Source organism: Leucobacter iarius (assembly GCF_039530105.1).
GTDB lineage: Bacteria > Actinomycetota > Actinomycetes > Actinomycetales > Microbacteriaceae > Leucobacter > Leucobacter iarius.
On sequence record NZ_BAAAOB010000002.1, the window covers coordinates 189,138 to 205,405 of the forward strand.

At 69.3% G+C, this 16,268-nt stretch carries 14 protein-coding genes; 6 read left to right on the top strand and 8 right to left on the bottom strand.

Going from position 1 to position 16,268, the window contains the following annotated elements; all coding sequences use genetic code 11:
• Window positions 1-2,013: a KAP family P-loop NTPase fold protein gene (locus ABD169_RS10180; RefSeq protein ID WP_344031981.1), complete on the bottom strand. Its 2,013-nt coding sequence runs from the start codon at window positions 2,011-2,013 to the stop codon at window positions 1-3.
• A 109-nt stretch (window positions 2,014-2,122) separates the two neighbouring features.
• A complete protein-coding gene (locus ABD169_RS10185) occupies window positions 2,123-3,055 on the bottom strand; it encodes a heme o synthase (protein ID WP_046456683.1) in 933 nt (310 codons plus the stop codon).
• An 86-nt stretch (window positions 3,056-3,141) separates the two neighbouring features.
• Here ABD169_RS10185 and tkt point away from each other — a divergent pair, with 86 nt between their 5' ends.
• From tkt to pgl, 6 genes are read left to right on the top strand one after another with little or no spacing between them, the layout of a single operon-like run.
• On the top strand, window positions 3,142-5,232 hold the full coding sequence (gene tkt / locus ABD169_RS10190; protein ID WP_344031983.1) for a transketolase: 2,091 nt from the start codon (window positions 3,142-3,144) through the stop codon (window positions 5,230-5,232).
• Window positions 5,233-5,252: 20 nt separating this feature from the next.
• Entirely contained in the window at window positions 5,253-6,374 is a 1,122-nt protein-coding gene (tal, locus tag ABD169_RS10195; RefSeq protein ID WP_344031986.1) for a transaldolase, read from the top strand.
• A complete protein-coding gene (locus tag ABD169_RS10200) occupies window positions 6,371-8,122 on the top strand; it encodes a glucose-6-phosphate isomerase (RefSeq protein WP_344031988.1) in 1,752 nt (583 codons plus the stop codon). Before tal ends, ABD169_RS10200 begins: the two co-directional genes overlap by 4 nt.
• Window positions 8,119-9,630 carry a glucose-6-phosphate dehydrogenase gene (gene zwf, locus ABD169_RS10205; RefSeq protein ID WP_046456686.1) on the top strand — a complete coding sequence of 504 codons (1,512 nt, stop codon included), beginning with the start codon at window positions 8,119-8,121 and terminating at the stop codon, window positions 9,628-9,630. Before ABD169_RS10200 ends, zwf begins: the two co-directional genes overlap by 4 nt.
• A complete protein-coding gene (locus ABD169_RS10210; RefSeq protein WP_344031990.1) occupies window positions 9,627-10,646 on the top strand; it encodes a glucose-6-phosphate dehydrogenase assembly protein OpcA in 1,020 nt (339 codons plus the stop codon). The genes zwf and ABD169_RS10210 overlap by 4 nt, the downstream gene beginning before the upstream one ends.
• Window positions 10,643-11,374, top strand: coding sequence for a 6-phosphogluconolactonase (gene pgl / locus ABD169_RS10215; protein WP_344031992.1), 732 nt, complete (start codon window positions 10,643-10,645; stop codon window positions 11,372-11,374). Before ABD169_RS10210 ends, pgl begins: the two co-directional genes overlap by 4 nt.
• A 49-nt stretch (window positions 11,375-11,423) precedes the next feature.
• Here the strand turns inward: pgl and ABD169_RS10220 are convergent, their stop codons facing one another.
• From ABD169_RS10220 to ABD169_RS10245, 6 genes are all read right to left on the bottom strand, one after another.
• Window positions 11,424-11,789, bottom strand: a complete 366-nt coding sequence (locus ABD169_RS10220; protein ID WP_344031994.1) for an RNA polymerase-binding protein RbpA — start codon at window positions 11,787-11,789, stop codon at window positions 11,424-11,426.
• Between the two features lie 68 nt (window positions 11,790-11,857).
• Entirely contained in the window at window positions 11,858-12,106 is a 249-nt protein-coding gene (secG, locus tag ABD169_RS10225) for a preprotein translocase subunit SecG (protein ID WP_046456770.1), read from the bottom strand.
• Between the two features lie 97 nt (window positions 12,107-12,203).
• Complete coding sequence (gene tpiA, locus ABD169_RS10230; protein ID WP_344031996.1) at window positions 12,204-13,139, bottom strand: triose-phosphate isomerase; 936 nt, start codon at window positions 13,137-13,139, stop codon at window positions 12,204-12,206.
• A complete protein-coding gene (locus tag ABD169_RS10235) occupies window positions 13,136-14,338 on the bottom strand; it encodes a phosphoglycerate kinase (RefSeq protein WP_344031997.1) in 1,203 nt (400 codons plus the stop codon). The genes tpiA and ABD169_RS10235 overlap by 4 nt, the downstream gene beginning before the upstream one ends.
• Before the next feature lie 71 nt (window positions 14,339-14,409).
• A complete protein-coding gene (gap, locus tag ABD169_RS10240; protein ID WP_046456691.1) occupies window positions 14,410-15,417 on the bottom strand; it encodes a type I glyceraldehyde-3-phosphate dehydrogenase in 1,008 nt (335 codons plus the stop codon).
• Window positions 15,418-15,571: 154 nt separating this feature from the next.
• On the bottom strand, window positions 15,572-16,201 hold the full coding sequence (locus tag ABD169_RS10245; protein WP_046456692.1) for a superoxide dismutase: 630 nt from the start codon (window positions 16,199-16,201) through the stop codon (window positions 15,572-15,574).
• Window positions 16,202-16,268: the final 67 nt, after the last annotated feature.

Sequence of the window (16,268 nt, forward strand, 5' to 3'; positions counted from 1 at the left end):
TCATGCTTCGCGGACGCCCGTTCGGTTCCGGAACGAGACCTCGTCACTCAGAAGCTCACTCCAGAAGCCTGCGAGATCCGCGACGAACGCAGTGTCCTCCTGACCGAGCCTCAGCACCCCGAACCATCCTGTCTCGTCGTTCCTATCGAATCGATCTGGGTCCCAATCAGGGAACGCAGCTCGGAACTTCCGCAGGAATGCGAGCGTGTCTTCCTCTCCGGAGAACCAGCGCGGTTCAAGAACCACGTGGAAGAAGCGCTGGTGAAGCAGAACCTGGCCGACGCGCTTCCCGTGGACTTCGATGACCCATCGGCTCGGGTTCGCCGCCTCCGCTCCGATCTCTACGCCGTCCAGACGCTCGAGCACGCCAGCGAACTCCTCCGCCAGCCGCATCTTCTCCTCCGCCCGCGACCAGCGCAGTTCCTCGAGTATCCGCTGCCGCCGATTCTCCCGACCGTATGCTTTCTGGCCACGCTTCCGTGGCTCGGCATCATCTTGCATCCGTTCAGTACCGGAACTCGTGGCGACCGCTTGACGGAACACATCTGCGAATCGCAGGTCGTCGAAGGTCTCCCCCGGAGAGAAGACCCGGCGAACTTCGGAAACTAGCGATTGAAAATGATCCATGTCCTCGATCTGCGCATTCGCCAGTTCCAGCCGCAGCGCCTCGTTCTCAGTGCGAGCATCGCCGCCGGTCCCGGTATCGGATTCACCGGATCCGGCTTCGAACGATGCGGACGAATCTTCATCGGTCTCAGATACGACCTCCTCCGCATCGGCGAAGAAGTTCTTGACCAGCTGGGAGCTCAGCACTCCGCGCTTCAGTATCTCGGCATAGGTGTCCGGATATGCAGTTTGAAAGCACAGGATCGCGAACAGCTCGGTGCTGGAAGTGGCGACTGCATCCCCGGTGCCATCATCCATGGTTCGAGACGAATGCTGGATATCAGTAATGCTCCTCTGCAATAGAGCCGTATTGATCAGGCGTTTGATCGCTCTGGGATTGCTTCCCACGGAAGCACCGATAAGTCTCAGAACCTGCGGCTGCTCGTCCGGTGCCAAAGGAAACCCGGTGTCCGAGATGAGCTGCGTGAAGAACCGCTCCGTATCAAAGGCTCCCACTGGCATCTGAAACGGAACCTGGATGATCTTGTCGAAGAACGCGCGGGACTTCCCACGCCCCATGCGCTCACCGTACTTCTCGATGACCCCTTGATGCACGACCGAGAAATCGATCGCCAGAATGAACACGCAGTGGGGAACATCGAGGAAGAGCTTTAGGGCCTCCATGAGTTCCACTGCCTTGCGAGGTTCCAGCCGGTCGAGGTCGTCGATGAAGACGACGAGACGTCCGGAATCATCCACGGTCTCGCTAGCTGTGCTCACCAGTTCGCTCACGGCCGCCTCGAAGGCATCCCGCACATTGACCAGCACAGCTGCGGCGTCCTCATTGCGCCGGGTCGCCGATGCAGCGCGTACCGAGTTGTACGAATCCTTCACTTCCTCGATGGCGCCGCTGATAGCGCTGAGCCCACTGACGTTCAGCGCCGCCTTGAGAATTCCCATTCCGGCATTCGAAGCGATCGGGAGCAGGGTCTGCATGAACGCCTGCCGCTTGGCCGCGGACCTTCCTCCAGGGTTCGCCAACATCAGGTGCGCACCGATGTTCTCCAGCAGACTCCCGACCAATCGCTCACCCAAGTCGAACTGGGAGTACTGCCAGGTATTGAACCGGATCGTATATACCGGAGCCGGCCCAACCTCTGTCTTCGGATCAGCGGGAGCGTCGGAGAGTCGGTAATGGGAATCGTCGGCGATCGCCCGTTCGGTGAGCAGCATCGTATTCGTCTTACCAGTGCCCCAGTCGCCTTGAACAGCAATAGTCATGGGCGTCTGGCACTCGACGATGAAGTTCGAGAGCCCCGCAACAAAAGGTGCGATGTTCAAATGGTCACTGCCCGCCTCAGGCGGGGTATCAACGACACCTTTCGTCAGTCGTCCAAAAAAGCTCACAGACGTCTCCTCCTGCTCCTCGAGCGTTCCCGGAGCCTAGCAAGGAAATTGTCGTGAAAGCGAAAAAGGAAAGAAAATCAGTGAACGGCGGAGAGAATCCGAAGAAGATTCAGAACGGCAGCAGCGCGTCGACCGCGATGAGGAGCGAGAGCACCGAGAGGTAGAGGTTCGCCGTGTGGAAGACCTGCATCGGCTTGCCCTCCTTGCCGCGGATCGCCTGCGCGTAGAGGCGGTGCGCCTGCACGATGAAGTAGGCGCCGAACGCGGTCGCCGCGATCGAGTAGAGCAGGCCCATGTCCGCGACGGGGATGAGCAGCAGGCTCGCGACGACGGTCGCCCAGGTGTAGAGGATCACCTGGAGGCCGACGGTGACCCGGCCGCGCACCACGCCGAGCATCGGCACGCCGGCGGCGGCGTAGTCCTCGCGGTAGCGCATGGACAGCGGCCAGTAGTGGGCCGGGGTCCAGAGGAAGATGACGAGGAAGAAGACCCACGCCGGCCAGTCGAGCGAACCGGTGACGGCGGCCCAGCCGATGAGCACCGGGAAGCAGCCGGCGATGCCGCCCCACACGATGTTCTGCTCGCTGTGGCGCTTGAGCACGATGGTGTAGATCACGACGTAGAAGAAGATCGCGGCGGCGGACAGCGCCGCCGCCAGCCAGTTGGTCGTGGCCCAGAGCCACGCGACCGACAGGATGCCGAGCACCCAGGAGAAGATCAGCGCGCCGCGGTCCGAGATCTCGCCGGTGACGAGCGGACGGTTCTTGGTGCGCTTCATCTTGCGATCCATGTCGCGGTCGATGTAGCAGTTGAACGCGCCCGCCGAGCCGGCGCTCATGGCGCCGCCGATGAGCGTCGCCAGCACCAGCCAGAGGTTCGGCACTCCGCGCTGCGCGAGGAACATCGCCGGGATTGTCACCACCAGCAGCAGCTCCATGACGCGAGGCTTGGTCAGCGACACGTATGCCTTCACGGTACGGCGGAATCCCGGCCGCTGACGCGGCTCGTGGAGCTGTTCGGGGGCTGCGATCTCGGTGGACATCGCTCTCAATGATATCCCGAGCCGCGGTAAGCTGGGACCCGGTCTGCGCGGCCTTCGCGCAATCAACGGTTCCGAGAGGCTGGGCATTGGCAAACGAACTGCAGTGGGATGAACTCGACGATCGCGCGGTGGACACCGCTCGTGTGCTGGCCGCGGACGCGGTCGAGAAGGTGGGCAACGGCCATCCCGGCACCGCGATCAGCCTCGCCCCGGTCTCGTATCTGCTGCACCAGAAGGTGATGCGGCACGATCCGGCCGACGCCGACTGGGTGGGCCGCGACCGCTTCATCCTCTCGGTGGGGCACTCGTCCCTGACCCAGTACGTGCAGCTCTACCTCGGCGGCTACGGCCTCGAGCTCGAGGATCTCGAGTCGCTGCGCACCTGGGGCTCGAAGACCCCCGGCCACCCCGAGTACGGGCACACCAAGGGCGTCGAGATCACCACCGGCCCGCTCGGCCAGGGCCTCGCCTCCGCCGTCGGCTTCGCCTACGCGGCGCGCTACGAGCGCGGGCTCTTCGATCCCGAGGCCGCGCCGGGCACCAGCCCCTTCGACCACTTCATCTACGTCGTCGCCGGCGATGGCGACCTGCAGGAGGGCGTGACCAGCGAGGCGTCGTCGCTCGCGGGCCACCAGGAGCTCGGCAACCTGATCGCGATCTACGACTCCAACCAGATCTCGATCGAGGACGACACAGACATCTCCTTCTCCGAGGACGTGGCGAAGCGCTACGAGTCCTACGGCTGGCAGGTCATCGAGGTCGATTGGAAGAAGACCGGATCCTACGTCGAGGACGTCGCCGAGCTCTACACCGCCATCGAGGCCGCCAAGGCCGAGACCGGAAAGCCGAGCCTCATCATCCTCAAGACCATCATCGGCTGGCCCTCGCCCGGCAAGCAGAACACGGGCGGGATCCACGGTTCCGCGCTCGGCGCGGAGGAGCTCGCCGGACTCAAGACCGTACTCGGCTTCGATCCCGAACAGCGCTTCGCCGTCGCCCCCGAGGTCATCTCGCACACCCGCGAGGCCGTCGCCCGCGGCGCTGAGAAGCGGGCCGCCTGGCAGGCCGACTTCGACGCCTGGGCCGCGGCCAACCCCGAGCGCAAGGCGCTGTTCGACCGTGTCGAGGCGCAGGAGCTCCCCGCCGAGGCCGCCGAGGTGCTGCCCGTGTTCGAACCCGGCACGAGCATCGCGACGCGTGCGGCGAGCGGCAAGGTGCTGAACGCGCTCGGCCCCGTGATGCCCGAGCTGTGGGGCGGTTCGGCCGACCTCGCGGGCTCCAACAATACGACCATCGCCGGCGCGGCGTCCTTCGTGCCCGCCCACCACTCGACCGGCGCCTGGACCGGCAACGACTACGGTCGTGTGCTGCACTTCGGCATCCGCGAGCACGCCATGGGCTCGATCCTCAACGGGATCCAGCTGCACGGCAAGACCCGCAGCTACGGCGGAACCTTCCTCATCTTCAGCGACTACATGCGTCCCGCGGTCCGTCTCGCGGCGCTCATGAACGTGCCGAGCGTCTTCGTCTGGACCCACGATTCGATCGCCCTCGGCGAGGACGGCCCGACGCACCAGCCGATCGAGCAGCTCGCCACGCTCCGCGCGATCCCGAACCTCGCGATGGTGCGCCCCGCCGACGCCAACGAGGTCTCGGTCGCGTGGCACGAGATCCTCACCCGCCACGCGGGCCCCACCGGCATCGCGCTGACCCGCCAGAACGTCCCCGTGCTGCCGCGCGGTGGCGACTTCGCGACTGCGGAGCAGGCTGCGGAGGGCGTTCGTCGCGGCGCCTACGTGCTCGCGGACTCTCCCACGGGCACCGTCGACGTGCTGCTCATCGCGACGGGCTCCGAGGTGCAGCTCGCCGTCGAGGCGCGCGAGATCCTCGCGGCCGAGGGCGTCGGCGCGCGCGTCGTCAGCGCTCCCTGCCTCGAGTGGTTCGCCGAGCAGACCGCCGAGTACCGCGAGAGCGTGCTGCCCGCGGCCGTCACCGCGCGCGTCAGCGTCGAGGCCGGCCTCTCGCTCGGCTGGGAGCGCACCGTGGGCGACCGCGGCCGCTCCGTCTCGATCGAGCACTTCGGAGCCTCCGCCGACTACCAGACCCTGTTCCGCGAGTTCGGGATCACCACCGAGGCCGTCGTCTCCGCCGCGCGCGAGACCGTCGCCGCCGTCTGACCCGCTGAAAGGACCGAACGATGAACGCATCACCCACCGCCGAGCTCAGCGCCGCCGGCGTCAGCATCTGGCTCGATGACCTCTCGCGCTCACGCATCGAGAGCGGCAACCTGGTCGAGCTGATCGGCTCGCGCAACGTGGTCGGCGTGACCACGAATCCGACGATCTTCGCGAACGCGCTCGCCAAGGGCCACGGGTACGATTCCCGCATCGCCGACTGCGCGAGGCGCGGACTCGACGTCACCGAGACCATCTTCGAGCTGACCACCGCCGACGTGGCCGACGCCTGCGACATCTTCGCCGACGTCTACGCCGCATCGAACGGCCTCGACGGCCGGGTCTCGATCGAGGTCGAGCCGGGTCTCGCCCGCGACACCGCCGGCACCGCGGCGCAGGCGAAGCAGCTCTGGGAGCGCGTCGGCAAACCGAACGCGATGATCAAGATCCCCGCGACGGTCGAGGGCCTCGAAGCCATCACCGAGACCATCGCGGCCGGCATCAGCGTCAACGTGACCCTGATCTTCAGTCTGGAGCGCTACCGCCAGGTGATCAACGCGTACCTGACCGGGCTCGAGCGAGCCCGCGAGGCCGGCATCGACCTGTCGACGATCCACTCGGTCGCGTCGTTCTTCGTGTCGCGCGTCGACACCGAGATCGATGCGCGGCTGCGTGCCGCCGGCACCGACGAGGCCCTGGCGCTCACCGGCGCCGCCGGCGTCGCGAACGCACGCCTCGCCTACGAGGTCTTCGAGCAGTCCTTCGCCTCCGAGCGCGCCGCGCTGCTGCGCGCGGCGGGTGCGAACCCCCAGCGTCCGCTCTGGGCGTCCACGGGCGTCAAGGATCCCGCGCTGCCCGACACGCTCTACGTGATCGACCTGGTCGCGCCCGGCGTCGTCAACACGATGCCGGAGGCGACGCTCGAAGCGGTCGCCGACCACGGCGAGGTCCGCGGCGACACCGTCAGCGGCACCTACCGCGAGGCGGATCAGGTGCTCAACGCGATCGATGCGCAGGGCGTCGACTACGCGGAGGTGACCGAGCTGCTCGAGGTCGAGGGCCTGCAGAAGTTCGACGTGTCCTGGGCGGAGCTCGTCGAGACCGTCAGAGGCGCGCTGAGCGCCGCTCGGGAGGACGTGCGGTGAACCCGGTCGTGCGGATGGGGAACGGGCAACCTCTGACGCGCGAGCGTTCGGCCGACGAGCCGAACGGCAGCCCACTGGCTGACCAACCCGGCGGCACCTCGAGTGCTGCCGCCGACGGTTCGGTCGAGGCGCTCCTGGAGCGCCTCGTCTCCGGCCGCATCGCGAGCCGGATCGCGGCGCACGACGCCGCGATCTGGGGGCCCGCGGCCGAGGCCGAGGCACGGATCCGTCTGGGATGGACCGATGCCTCGGCTCGGGCCGCGGAGCTGCTCAGCGGCATCGCCGAGCTGCGGAGCGACTTCGCCTCGCGCGGCATCGACCGGATCGTGCTGTGCGGCATGGGCGGTTCGAGCCTCGCCCCCGAGGTCATCACCCGGCACGACGGCGTCGGGCTCGTCGTGCTCGACTCGACGCACCCGGACCAGGTGCGACGCGCGCTCTCGGGCGACCTCGCGCGGACCGCGGTCGTCGTGAGCTCCAAGTCCGGATCCACCATCGAGACCCGGAGCCACCGCGCGACCTTCGCCCGGGCGTTCCGCGACGCGGGCATCGATCCCGCGGATCGCATCGTCGTGGTGACGGATCCCGGCTCCCCCCTCGAGGCCTCCGCGCGCGACGCGGGGCAGCGAGTGTTCCTCGCCGACCCGAACGTGGGCGGCCGGTACTCCGCGCTGACCGCATTCGGGCTCGTCCCCTCGGGACTCGCCGGCGCCGATGTCGCCGCGCTCGTCGCCGAGGCGGAGGGCGTGCGCGAGGCGCTCGCGACCGATGCACCCGAGAACCCCGCGCTGCAGCTCGCCGCCACGATCGCTGCGGGGCTTCCCGAGCGGTTCGCGCTGGCCATCGCCGAGGCCGCCGACGCCCGCTGGGGGCTCGGCGATTGGATCGAGCAGCTCGTGGCCGAATCGACCGGCAAGTCGGGACGGGGCGTGCTCCCCGTCGTGCTGGATCCCGCCGCCCCGGAGCTCGTCGAAGGCCTCCCGACGACCGCGCTCGGCGTCACCGTCGGCGCCGTCGATCACGGCGAGGTCCCGTCCGCGCCGCGGCTCGACCTCTCGGTGTCCGGTCCCCTCGGAGCCCAGATGCTCACCTGGGAGGTCGCGACGGCCGCCCTCGGTTTCCTCATGGGGATCGACCCGTTCGACCAGCCGGACGTCGAGTCGGCGAAGGTCGCCGCGCGGGCCGCCCTCGACGATGCGCACGGAACGATCCCGGCGATCGGTGCGATCGGCGACGCCTCCGGCACCGCCGCTCTCGGCATCGAGGTGCTCACCGCACCTCCGGGCGCCCTCCCGGCCACGATCGCCGAGCTCGTCGCGTCGCTCCGCACCGCCGTCGGCCCGGCCGGCTACCTCGCGATCCAGGCCTATCTCGACCGCGAGGGCGGCACCTCCGAGGCGCTGCACGCGCTCCGGGCCGCCGCGGCGGAGCGGCTCCTGGCCCCCGTCACCTTCGGCTGGGGTCCCCGGTTCCTGCACTCCACGGGGCAGCTGCACAAGGGCGGCCCTGCGGTGGGCGTCTTCCTGCAGATCCTCGACGCGGCGGAGCCCGAGCTGGCCATCGCCGAGTCGGACTCCGGTTTCGGCGAACTCATCGCCGCGCAGGCCCGCGGAGATCGCGACGTGCTCGTCGAGCGTGGACGTCCGGTGTTCGCGCTGCGCTGCGCCGACCCGGCCGCCGCCGCGCGCACGATCGCGGCCGCGTTCTCCGATGCGCCGTCGCGGGGCACCGAGGAGGCCTCTGCGTGATCGGGAATCCGCTCCGCTCCCCCGACGACCTCCGACTCGACCGCGTCGCCGGCCCCTGCGCCATCGTGCTCTTCGGTGTGACCGGCGACCTCGCCCGCAAGAAGCTGCTGCCCGCGATCTACGACCTCGCGAACCGCGGCCTGCTGCCCCCTGGCTTCGCCCTCGTCGGGTTCGGCCGACGCGAGTGGAGCGACGAGGAGTTCACGCAGGTCGTGCGCGAGGCCGTCGACGCGCACGCACGCACCCCGTTCGATCCGGACACCTGGGAGCAGTTCTGCACCGGGATCCGCTTCGTCACCGGCGCCTTCGATGAGGCCGCGGCCTACGAGCGCCTCGCGGAGGTGCTCGGCGAACTCGAGCGGGATCGCGGCACCGGGGGCAACACCGCGTTCTACCTGTCGATCCCGCCCAAGACGTTCCAGACCGTGAGCACGCAGCTGCGCGACGTCGGCCTCGCCGAATCCCCGTCGAACAGCTGGCGCCGGGTCGTCATCGAGAAGCCGTTCGGGCACGACCTCGAGAGTTCGCAGGAGCTCGGCCGCGCCATCGACGCGGTGTTCCCGCCCGAGCACGTCTTCCGCATCGACCACTACCTCGGCAAGGAGACGGTGCAGAACCTGCTCGCGCTCCGCTTCGCGAACGTGTTCTACGAACCGATCTGGAACGCCGAGCACGTCGACCACGTGCAGATCACGATGGCGGAGGACATCGGCGTCGCCGGCCGCGCCGGCTACTACGACGGCATCGGTGCGGCGCGCGATGTGATCCAGAACCACCTGCTGCAGCTGCTCGCGCTGACCGCGATGGATCGGCCCGCGAGCCTCGGCGCCGACGATCTGCGGGCGGCGAAGGAGCGGGTGCTCGAGTCGGTGGTGCTGCCCGACGATCTCGTCGAGACCACCGCGCGAGGCCAATACCTCGGCGGCTGGCAGGGCGGCGCGAGCGTCACCGGGTTCCTCGAGGAGGAGGGCATGGCCCCGCACTCCACGACCGAGACCTTCGCGGCGATCACCCTCGGGATCGATACGCCCCGCTGGCGCGGAGTGCCGTTCTACCTGCGCACCGGCAAGCGCTTGGCCAAGCGCGTCACCGAGATCGCCATCGTCTTCAAGAAGGCCGTCGATCCGCTGGTCGCTCCCGAGATGCTCGGCAACAACGCCCTCGTGATCCGGGTGCAGCCCGACGAGGGCGTGACCACCCGGTTCTCGTCCAAGGTGCCCGGCCCCGGCCTGCAGATCCGCGACGTCACCATGGACTTCGGCTACAGCCACGCCTTCACCGAGGCCAGTCCGGAAGCGTACGAGCGGCTGATCCTCGACGTGCTCCTGGGCGAGCCCCCGCTCTTCCCCGGCCAGCGGGAAGTGGAGCTCTCCTGGCGGATCCTCGATCCGATCGAGGAGGCCTGGAGCACGAGCGGAGCGCCCGAGCCCTACCATCCGGGCGGATGGGGCCCGACGAGCGCCGAGCGGATGCTCGGTCGCAGCGGCCGCGCTTGGAGGATGCCGTGATCGAGACCCTGCCCGACACCACCGTCAGCGGGATCAGCAAGCGTCTCGTGCTGCTGCGCGCCGAGGGCGGAGCGACCACGCTCAGCCGCGTGCTCACGCTGCTGATCTTCAGCACCTCCGAGGGGCTCGAAGAAGCGGTCGCGGCCGCGAACTTCGCGTCCCGCGAGCACCCCATGCGCATCATCGCGATCGCGCTGCCCGAGGGCGAGGACCGCCCGACCTGGGTCGGCGAGGTCAGCCGCGACGCACGGCAACGCGAGCTCGGCATCGGCGACGTCCCGGTCAGCGGGCTCGACGCCGAGATCCGCGTGGGTCGCGACGCCGGCGCGGGAGAGGTCATCGTCCTGCGCCCTCGCGGTGCCGTCGCCGTGGATCCCGAACGCCTCGTCAGCGGTCTGCTGCTCGCCGATGCACCCGTGGTCGTATGGTGGTCCGACGTGTGGCCCAGCCGCACCATCGACACGCCGCTCGGCCGGCTCGCACAGCGGCGCATCAGCGACAGCGGCGGCTTCCGGGATCCCGCCGCGCACCTCACGGAGCTCGCCTCGGGCTACCGCGCGGGCGACACCGACCTCGCCTGGTCCCGCGTGACGCTCTGGCGCGCGCAGCTCGCGGCCGCGCTCGACAACGCGCCCGAGCGGCGCATCACGGGCGCCACCGTGTGCGGCACCCCCGACTCCTCGTCGACCATGCTGCTCGGCGCCTGGCTGCGCCTGCAGCTCGGCGTGCCGGTGCGCCTGCTCGACCTTCCGGAGTCGGCGGGTATCGAGTGGGGCATCCAGTCCGTCACGATCCACTCCGACGACGCCGACACCGTTATCGAGCGCTCGCGGGGGACCTTCGCCGCGATCACGCAGCCCGGACACCCGCGCCTCGAGGTCCCGATCCCCCGGCGCGGTCGCGCGCAGTGCCTGGTCGAGGATCTGCGTCTGCTGCAGGCCGACCAGCTCTTCGGCCGCGTCCTCACCGCGGGCGTTCCCCTGCTGCTCGCCGATCAGCCGGAGGGCGAGCGATGAGCGCCGGGCTCCGCGTCGAGTCCGCACCCGACGCCGCAGCGCTCACCGAGCGGATCGTCGAACGCCTCATCGGCGTGCTGCGGCGCGCTCAGGAGGACGGTCGGATCCCGGTGCTCGTGCTCACCGGCGGAAGCATGGGCAAGGCGTCCCTCGCGGGCATAGCCGCCCACCGCGACCGCGGTCTCGTCGACTGGCGACGGGTGCGCGTGCTCTGGGGCGACGAGCGCTGGCTCCCCGCCGGCGACGCGGAGCGCAACGACCAGCTCGCCGACGACCTGCTCTTCGGCTCGGTGGACTTCGATCCCGCGCTCGTGCACCGCGTCGCGGCCGCCGATGCCGGCCTGAGCCTGGACGATGCGGCAGCGGCGTACGCCGAACTGATCGCCGAGCTCGACCGCATCGACCTCGCGCTGAACGGCGTCGGCCCCGACGGGCACCTCTGCTCGCTCTTCCCCGGCCGTGACGACCTGCTCCGCGACGACGACGCGCAGCCGCTCGCGATCGCGGTGCGCGAATCGCCGAAACCGCCGCCCGAGCGGGTCAGCCTGAGCTTCCGAGCACTGGACCGGGTCGAGCGCCTGTGGCTGCTCGCCGCGGGCGCCGAGAAGGCTCCGGCGATCGCACGAGTGCGCTCCGCAGACGATCCCGAGCCGCTGCCGGCCGGTCGCGCGCGCGGCACCGTCGAAACGGTGCTCTGGGCAGACGAAGCGGCGCTCGGCCGGAACTGAATCCGGGCCGAGCGCCGCTCGGTGCCCGCTGTTCGCGGGCGGGGTGCGATTACGCCTTGGAGCGCGCGGAACCGCGGCGGGCGCGCAGCTTCTGCAGCGCCTCCTCCAGCAGCTCTTCGGCTTCCTCGGGCGTGCGACGCTCCTTCACGTATGCGAGGTGCGTCTTGTAGGGCTCGTTCTTGAGGAGCTCCGGCGGATTGTTCTGATCCCGGCCGGCGGGCAGACCGCTGTGCGGGGAATCGATCTGCTCGGGGATCTCCTCTTCGGCGACGTCCGCCGAGAAGTAGCGGACGGTCTCGTTGCCGAGTGCGTCCCAGTACGAGACCTCTTTGCGGTCAGCGCGAACGCCGTGATCCATCTCGCCCATGGGGCCGGATCCGACTCGAGCGCCGCGGATAGCGTTGCTACCGGACACGTGTTGCCTTTCTTGCGATGCAGCCGGGGCTGCGGCTGGTCAGTGGTGCGCCGGACGGCGTCGGACGGTCAGACCGTCGCGAAGCGCTCGACCAGGCCGAGGCCCACGATCGAGGCGAACCACACCAGCGAAACGCCGATGGTGATGCGGTTGAGGTTGCGCTCCGCAACCCCCGACGAACCGAGGCTCGAAGTGACGCCGCCGCCGAACATGTCGGACAGACCTCCGCCGCGACCCTTGTGCAGCAGGATGAAGAGCGTCAACAGCAGGCTGGTGATCACCAGGAAGACGAGCAGAACGATCTTGAGGATACCCACGCGGGCCACCTTTCGAGGGGTCGAGGCGCAGCGCGCCATCGACCAGTATACCGTGCCGTCCCGGGGCCTCCCCCGGGACGGCACGGTGCGTCGCCGACTACGCGCCGGTGACGTGCTTCTTGAACTGGATGATTCGGGAGAACTCGTCGGACTTGAGGCTGGCCCCGCCGACGAGCGCGCCGTCGACGTTCGGCTGCCGCATGAAGCCCGCGATGTTCTGGCTCGTCACCGAGCCGCCGTAGAGGATCCGGGTGGAACCGGCCGCCTCTTCGCCGCGCGCGCGCAGGATCGCCTCGCGCAGGGCGCGGGCGACCGCCTCGGCCTGCTCGGGCGTGGCGGCCTGGCCGCTGCCGATCGCCCAGACCGGCTCGTAGGCGAGCACGAACTCGGCGCCCTTCGGGAGCTCGGCGAGCGCGGCCTCGAGCTGCGCGACGGGGATCGCCGCCGCACCGTGCTCGGCGAGGTCCTCGGCGGTCTCGCCGACGCAGATGACCGGGGTGACCCCGGCAGCCGCGGCCGCGCGGGCCTTGGCCCCGACGGTCGCGTCGTCCTCGCCGTGCCCGTGACGGCGCTCGGAGTGCCCGACGATGACGTAGGCGGCCTCGAGCTTGGCGAGGAACTGCGCCGAGATATCGCCCGTGTAGGCGCCCGACTCGTGCGGGGAGACGTCCTGCGCGCCGAGCTTCAGCGAGAGCTTGTCGGCGGCGAGCAGCGTCTGCACCGAACGCAAGTCGGTGAACGGCGGGAACACCGCGACCTCGACATCCGCGTAGTCGTGGCGCGCGTCCTTCAGCGCCCACGAGAGCTTCTGCACGAACGCGATCGCCTGCAGGTGGTCGAGGTTCATCTTCCAGTTGCCGGCGATGAGCGGGGTGCGCTCGACCTGCGGCAGCTCGACGGGTTCGGCCGTCCCGGCTGCGGGGGCCTCATCGGCCGCGGGCGCTGCGTCCTGCTCCGCGAGCGGCGCCACCTCGACCGTGTCGTCGGTGACGAGCTCGGCGTCCTGCGCGTCGTTCTGCGATTCGTTGCTCATGCGAGCACCTCCAAACCGGGAAGGGTCTTCCCCTCAAGGAACTCGAGGCTGGCGCCGCCGCCAGTCGAGATGTGTCCGAACTGGTCGTCGCGGAAGCCGAGCGCGCGCACGGCCGCGGCGGAGTCGCCGCCGCCGACCACGGTGAACCCGTCGGTCTCGGTCAGCGCCCGCGCCACGGTGCGGGTGCCCTCCGCGAACGCCGCCATCTCGAACACGCCCATGGGCCCGTTCCAGAAGACGGTCTTGGCCTCGGCGATGACCGCGGCGAACGCCGCGGCCGACGCCGGGCCGATGTCGAGGCCGATGCCGGCCGCTCCGAAGGAGCTCCCGTCGATGGCGTCGGCGGCGACCACCTCGTGTGCGGCGTCGGCGGCGAACCGCTCCGCCACGACGATGTCGGTCGGCAGCACGATGCGCACGCCGCGCTTCTCGGCGTCGGCGAGATACCCGCGCACGGTGTCGAGCTGATCCGCCTCGAGGAGGCTGGAGGCCACCGCGTGCCCCTGCGCGGCGAGGAAGGTGAAGACCATCCCCCCGCCGATGAGCAGGGTGTCGACCCGTTCGATGAGATGCGAGATGACGCCGAGCTTGTCGGAGACCTTCGACCCGCCGAGCACGACCGCGTACGGCCGCTCGGGGGTGACGGTCAGACGCTCGAGCACGCGCAGCTCGGCCTCGACCAGGCGGCCCGCGGCGCTCGGGAGCGCCTCGGCCAGTTCGGTCACGCTGGCCTGGCGGCGGTGCACGACGCCGAAGCCGTCCGACACGAACGCGTCGCCGAATTCGGCGAGGCTCGCGGCGAACGCGCGGCGCTCCTCCGCGTCCTTGCTCGTCTCGCCCGGGTTGAACCGCAGATTCTCGAGGAGCACCACATCGCCGTCGCCGAGCGCCGAGACCGCGGCCGAGGCCTCGGTCCCGACGGTCTCGCCGACGAACGCGACGGGGGCCCCGAGCAGTTCCGCCATGCGCACCGCGACCGGGCGCAGCGAGTAGCGCTCCTCAGGCGCACCGGCCGGACGGCCGAGGTGGCTGATGAGCACGATCCGTGCACCGGCCTCGCGGAGCTCGCGGATCGTGGTGAGCGAAGCGCGGATCCGTCCGTCGTCGGTGATCTCGCCGTCGGCGAGCGGAACGTTCAGATCGCAGCGGACGATCACCGTCTTCGACCGGAGCTGGCCGAGGGATTCGATGGTGCGCATGGCGGCTTGGGTCCTCCTTCAGGGGGATGTGGGTGCCGGGGGCTGGAGTCGGCCGGCGTCCGACTTCGCGCTCAGGAGAGCTGGGATCCGACGAAGCGGGTCAGGTCGACGAGACGGTTGGAGTAACCCCACTCGTTGTCGTACCAGGCCGAGACCTTCGCCAGGTTGCCCGAGACCGCGGTGAGCTCCGAATCGAAGATCGCCGAGTGCGGGTTCTGCTGGATGTCGCTGGAGACCAGCGGATCCGTCGAGTACTGGAGGTACCCGGCGAGCGGGCCCTCGGCCGCCGCGCGGAACGCCGAGTTGATCTCGTCGACCGTGAGGCCGTCGCGCGTGACCAGCGTCAGGTCGACGATCGAGCCGGTCGGGACGGGAACGCGGTAGGAGGATCCGTCGAGCTTGCCCGCGAGCTTCGGCAGGACGAGGCCGATGGCCTTCGCCGCGCCGGTCGAGGTCGGGACGATGTTGATCGCGGCAGCGCGGGCGCGACGGAGGTCGCGGTGCGGGCTGTCCTGCAGGACCTGATCGGCCGTGTACGCGTGCGCGGTCATCATGAAGCCGCGCTCGATGCCGAAGGCCTCGTCGAACACGCTCGCGACGGGCGCGAGGCAGTTCGTGGTGCAGGACGCGTTCGAGATGACGTGGTCGTTGGCCGCGTCGTACTGATCCTGGTTGATGCCCATGACGAAGGTGGGAGCCGGGCCCGTGGCCGGCGCGGAGATGATCACCTTGCGCGCTCCGGCGGTGCGGTGCGCCTCGGCATCGCTCACCTTGGTGAAGTGTCCGGTGGACTCGATGACGATGTCGACGCCGAGCTCCGCCCACGGCAGCTTGCCGGGATCGCGCTCGGAGACCACCCGGAAGGTGTCGCCGTTCACCGTGATCGACGTGTCGTCGTGCGTGACCTCTGCATCGAGGATCCCGCCGACGGAGTCGTACTTGAGGAGGTGTGCGAGCGTCGCCGTGTCGGTGAGATCATTCACCGCGACGAGGTCGAGATCCGACCCCTGGCTCAGCGCCGCACGAAGGAAGTTCCGGCCGATTCGACCGAAACCGTTGATAGCGATCCGTGTGCCCATTCACGTGCCTTTCAACTGTTGAGATGGCCGAGACGGACTCCCCGCCCCGGTGCACGGACCGCTCGGGTGAGCGATCCGCACCACTCGACGGCGACCCGCGGGTCCCGCCGAGAGACGAACGGGCCGGTCCCCGAAGGGACCGGCCCGAGCCGACTCACTCGCCGAGCTGGATCAGCCCGCTGGTCTGCGTGCGCGCCGCGTCGAAACGCTTCGCGACGTCCTGCCAGTTCGCGATGTTCCAGAACGCGGAGACGTAGTCCGCTCGCACGTTCAGGTAGTCGAGGTAGTACGCGTGCTCCCAGACGTCGAGCATCAGCAGCGGGATCTGGCCGGCCGGCAGGTTGCCCTGCTGGTCGAACAGCTGCTGGATGTGCGGACGCTGGCCGAGCGTGTCCCACGCGAGGAGCGCCCAGCCGGAGCCCTGCACGCCCAGCGCGGTCGCGGTGAACTGCGCCTGGAACTTCTCGAACGAGCCGAAGTACTCGTCGATCGCCGCGGCGAGCTCGCCCTCGGGGCGCTCTCCGCCCTCGGGCGACAGGTTGTTCCAGAAGATGGTGTGGTTGACGTGACCGCCGAGGTTGAAGGCGAGGTCCTTCTCGAGCTTGTTGACCGTGGCCAGGTTGCCGCTCTCGCGCGCCTCAGCCAGCTGATCGACCGCGTTGTTCGCACCGGTCACGTAGGCCTGGTGGTGCTTGTCGTGGTGCAGCTGCATGATCTTGCCGCTGATGTGCGGCTCGAGGGCGGCGTAATCGTAGGGAAGCTCGGGCAGGGTGTATGCGGCCATGTGGCGCTCCTTCGAATTCTTCGTTGATGTGACTTCAGTCTATGCCGACAACCGGACCCGACCGCGA

Excerpts from the sequence above, each read along its gene's own strand:
- pgl (WP_344031992.1), top strand. The coding sequence starts at position 10,643 with ATGAGCGCCGGGCTCCGCGTCGAGTCCGCACCCGACGCCGCAGCGCTC.
- ABD169_RS10235 (WP_344031997.1), bottom strand. The coding sequence starts at position 14,338 with ATGCGCACCATCGAATCCCTCGGCCAGCTCCGGTCGAAGACGGTGATC.
- gap (WP_046456691.1), bottom strand. The coding sequence starts at position 15,417 with ATGGGCACACGGATCGCTATCAACGGTTTCGGTCGAATCGGCCGGAAC.
- ABD169_RS10185 (WP_046456683.1), bottom strand. The coding sequence starts at position 3,055 with ATGTCCACCGAGATCGCAGCCCCCGAACAGCTCCACGAGCCGCGTCAG.
- ABD169_RS10245 (WP_046456692.1), bottom strand. The coding sequence starts at position 16,201 with ATGGCCGCATACACCCTGCCCGAGCTTCCCTACGATTACGCCGCCCTC.
- tpiA (WP_344031996.1), bottom strand. The coding sequence starts at position 13,139 with ATGAGCAACGAATCGCAGAACGACGCGCAGGACGCCGAGCTCGTCACC.
- tal (WP_344031986.1), top strand. The coding sequence starts at position 5,253 with ATGAACGCATCACCCACCGCCGAGCTCAGCGCCGCCGGCGTCAGCATC.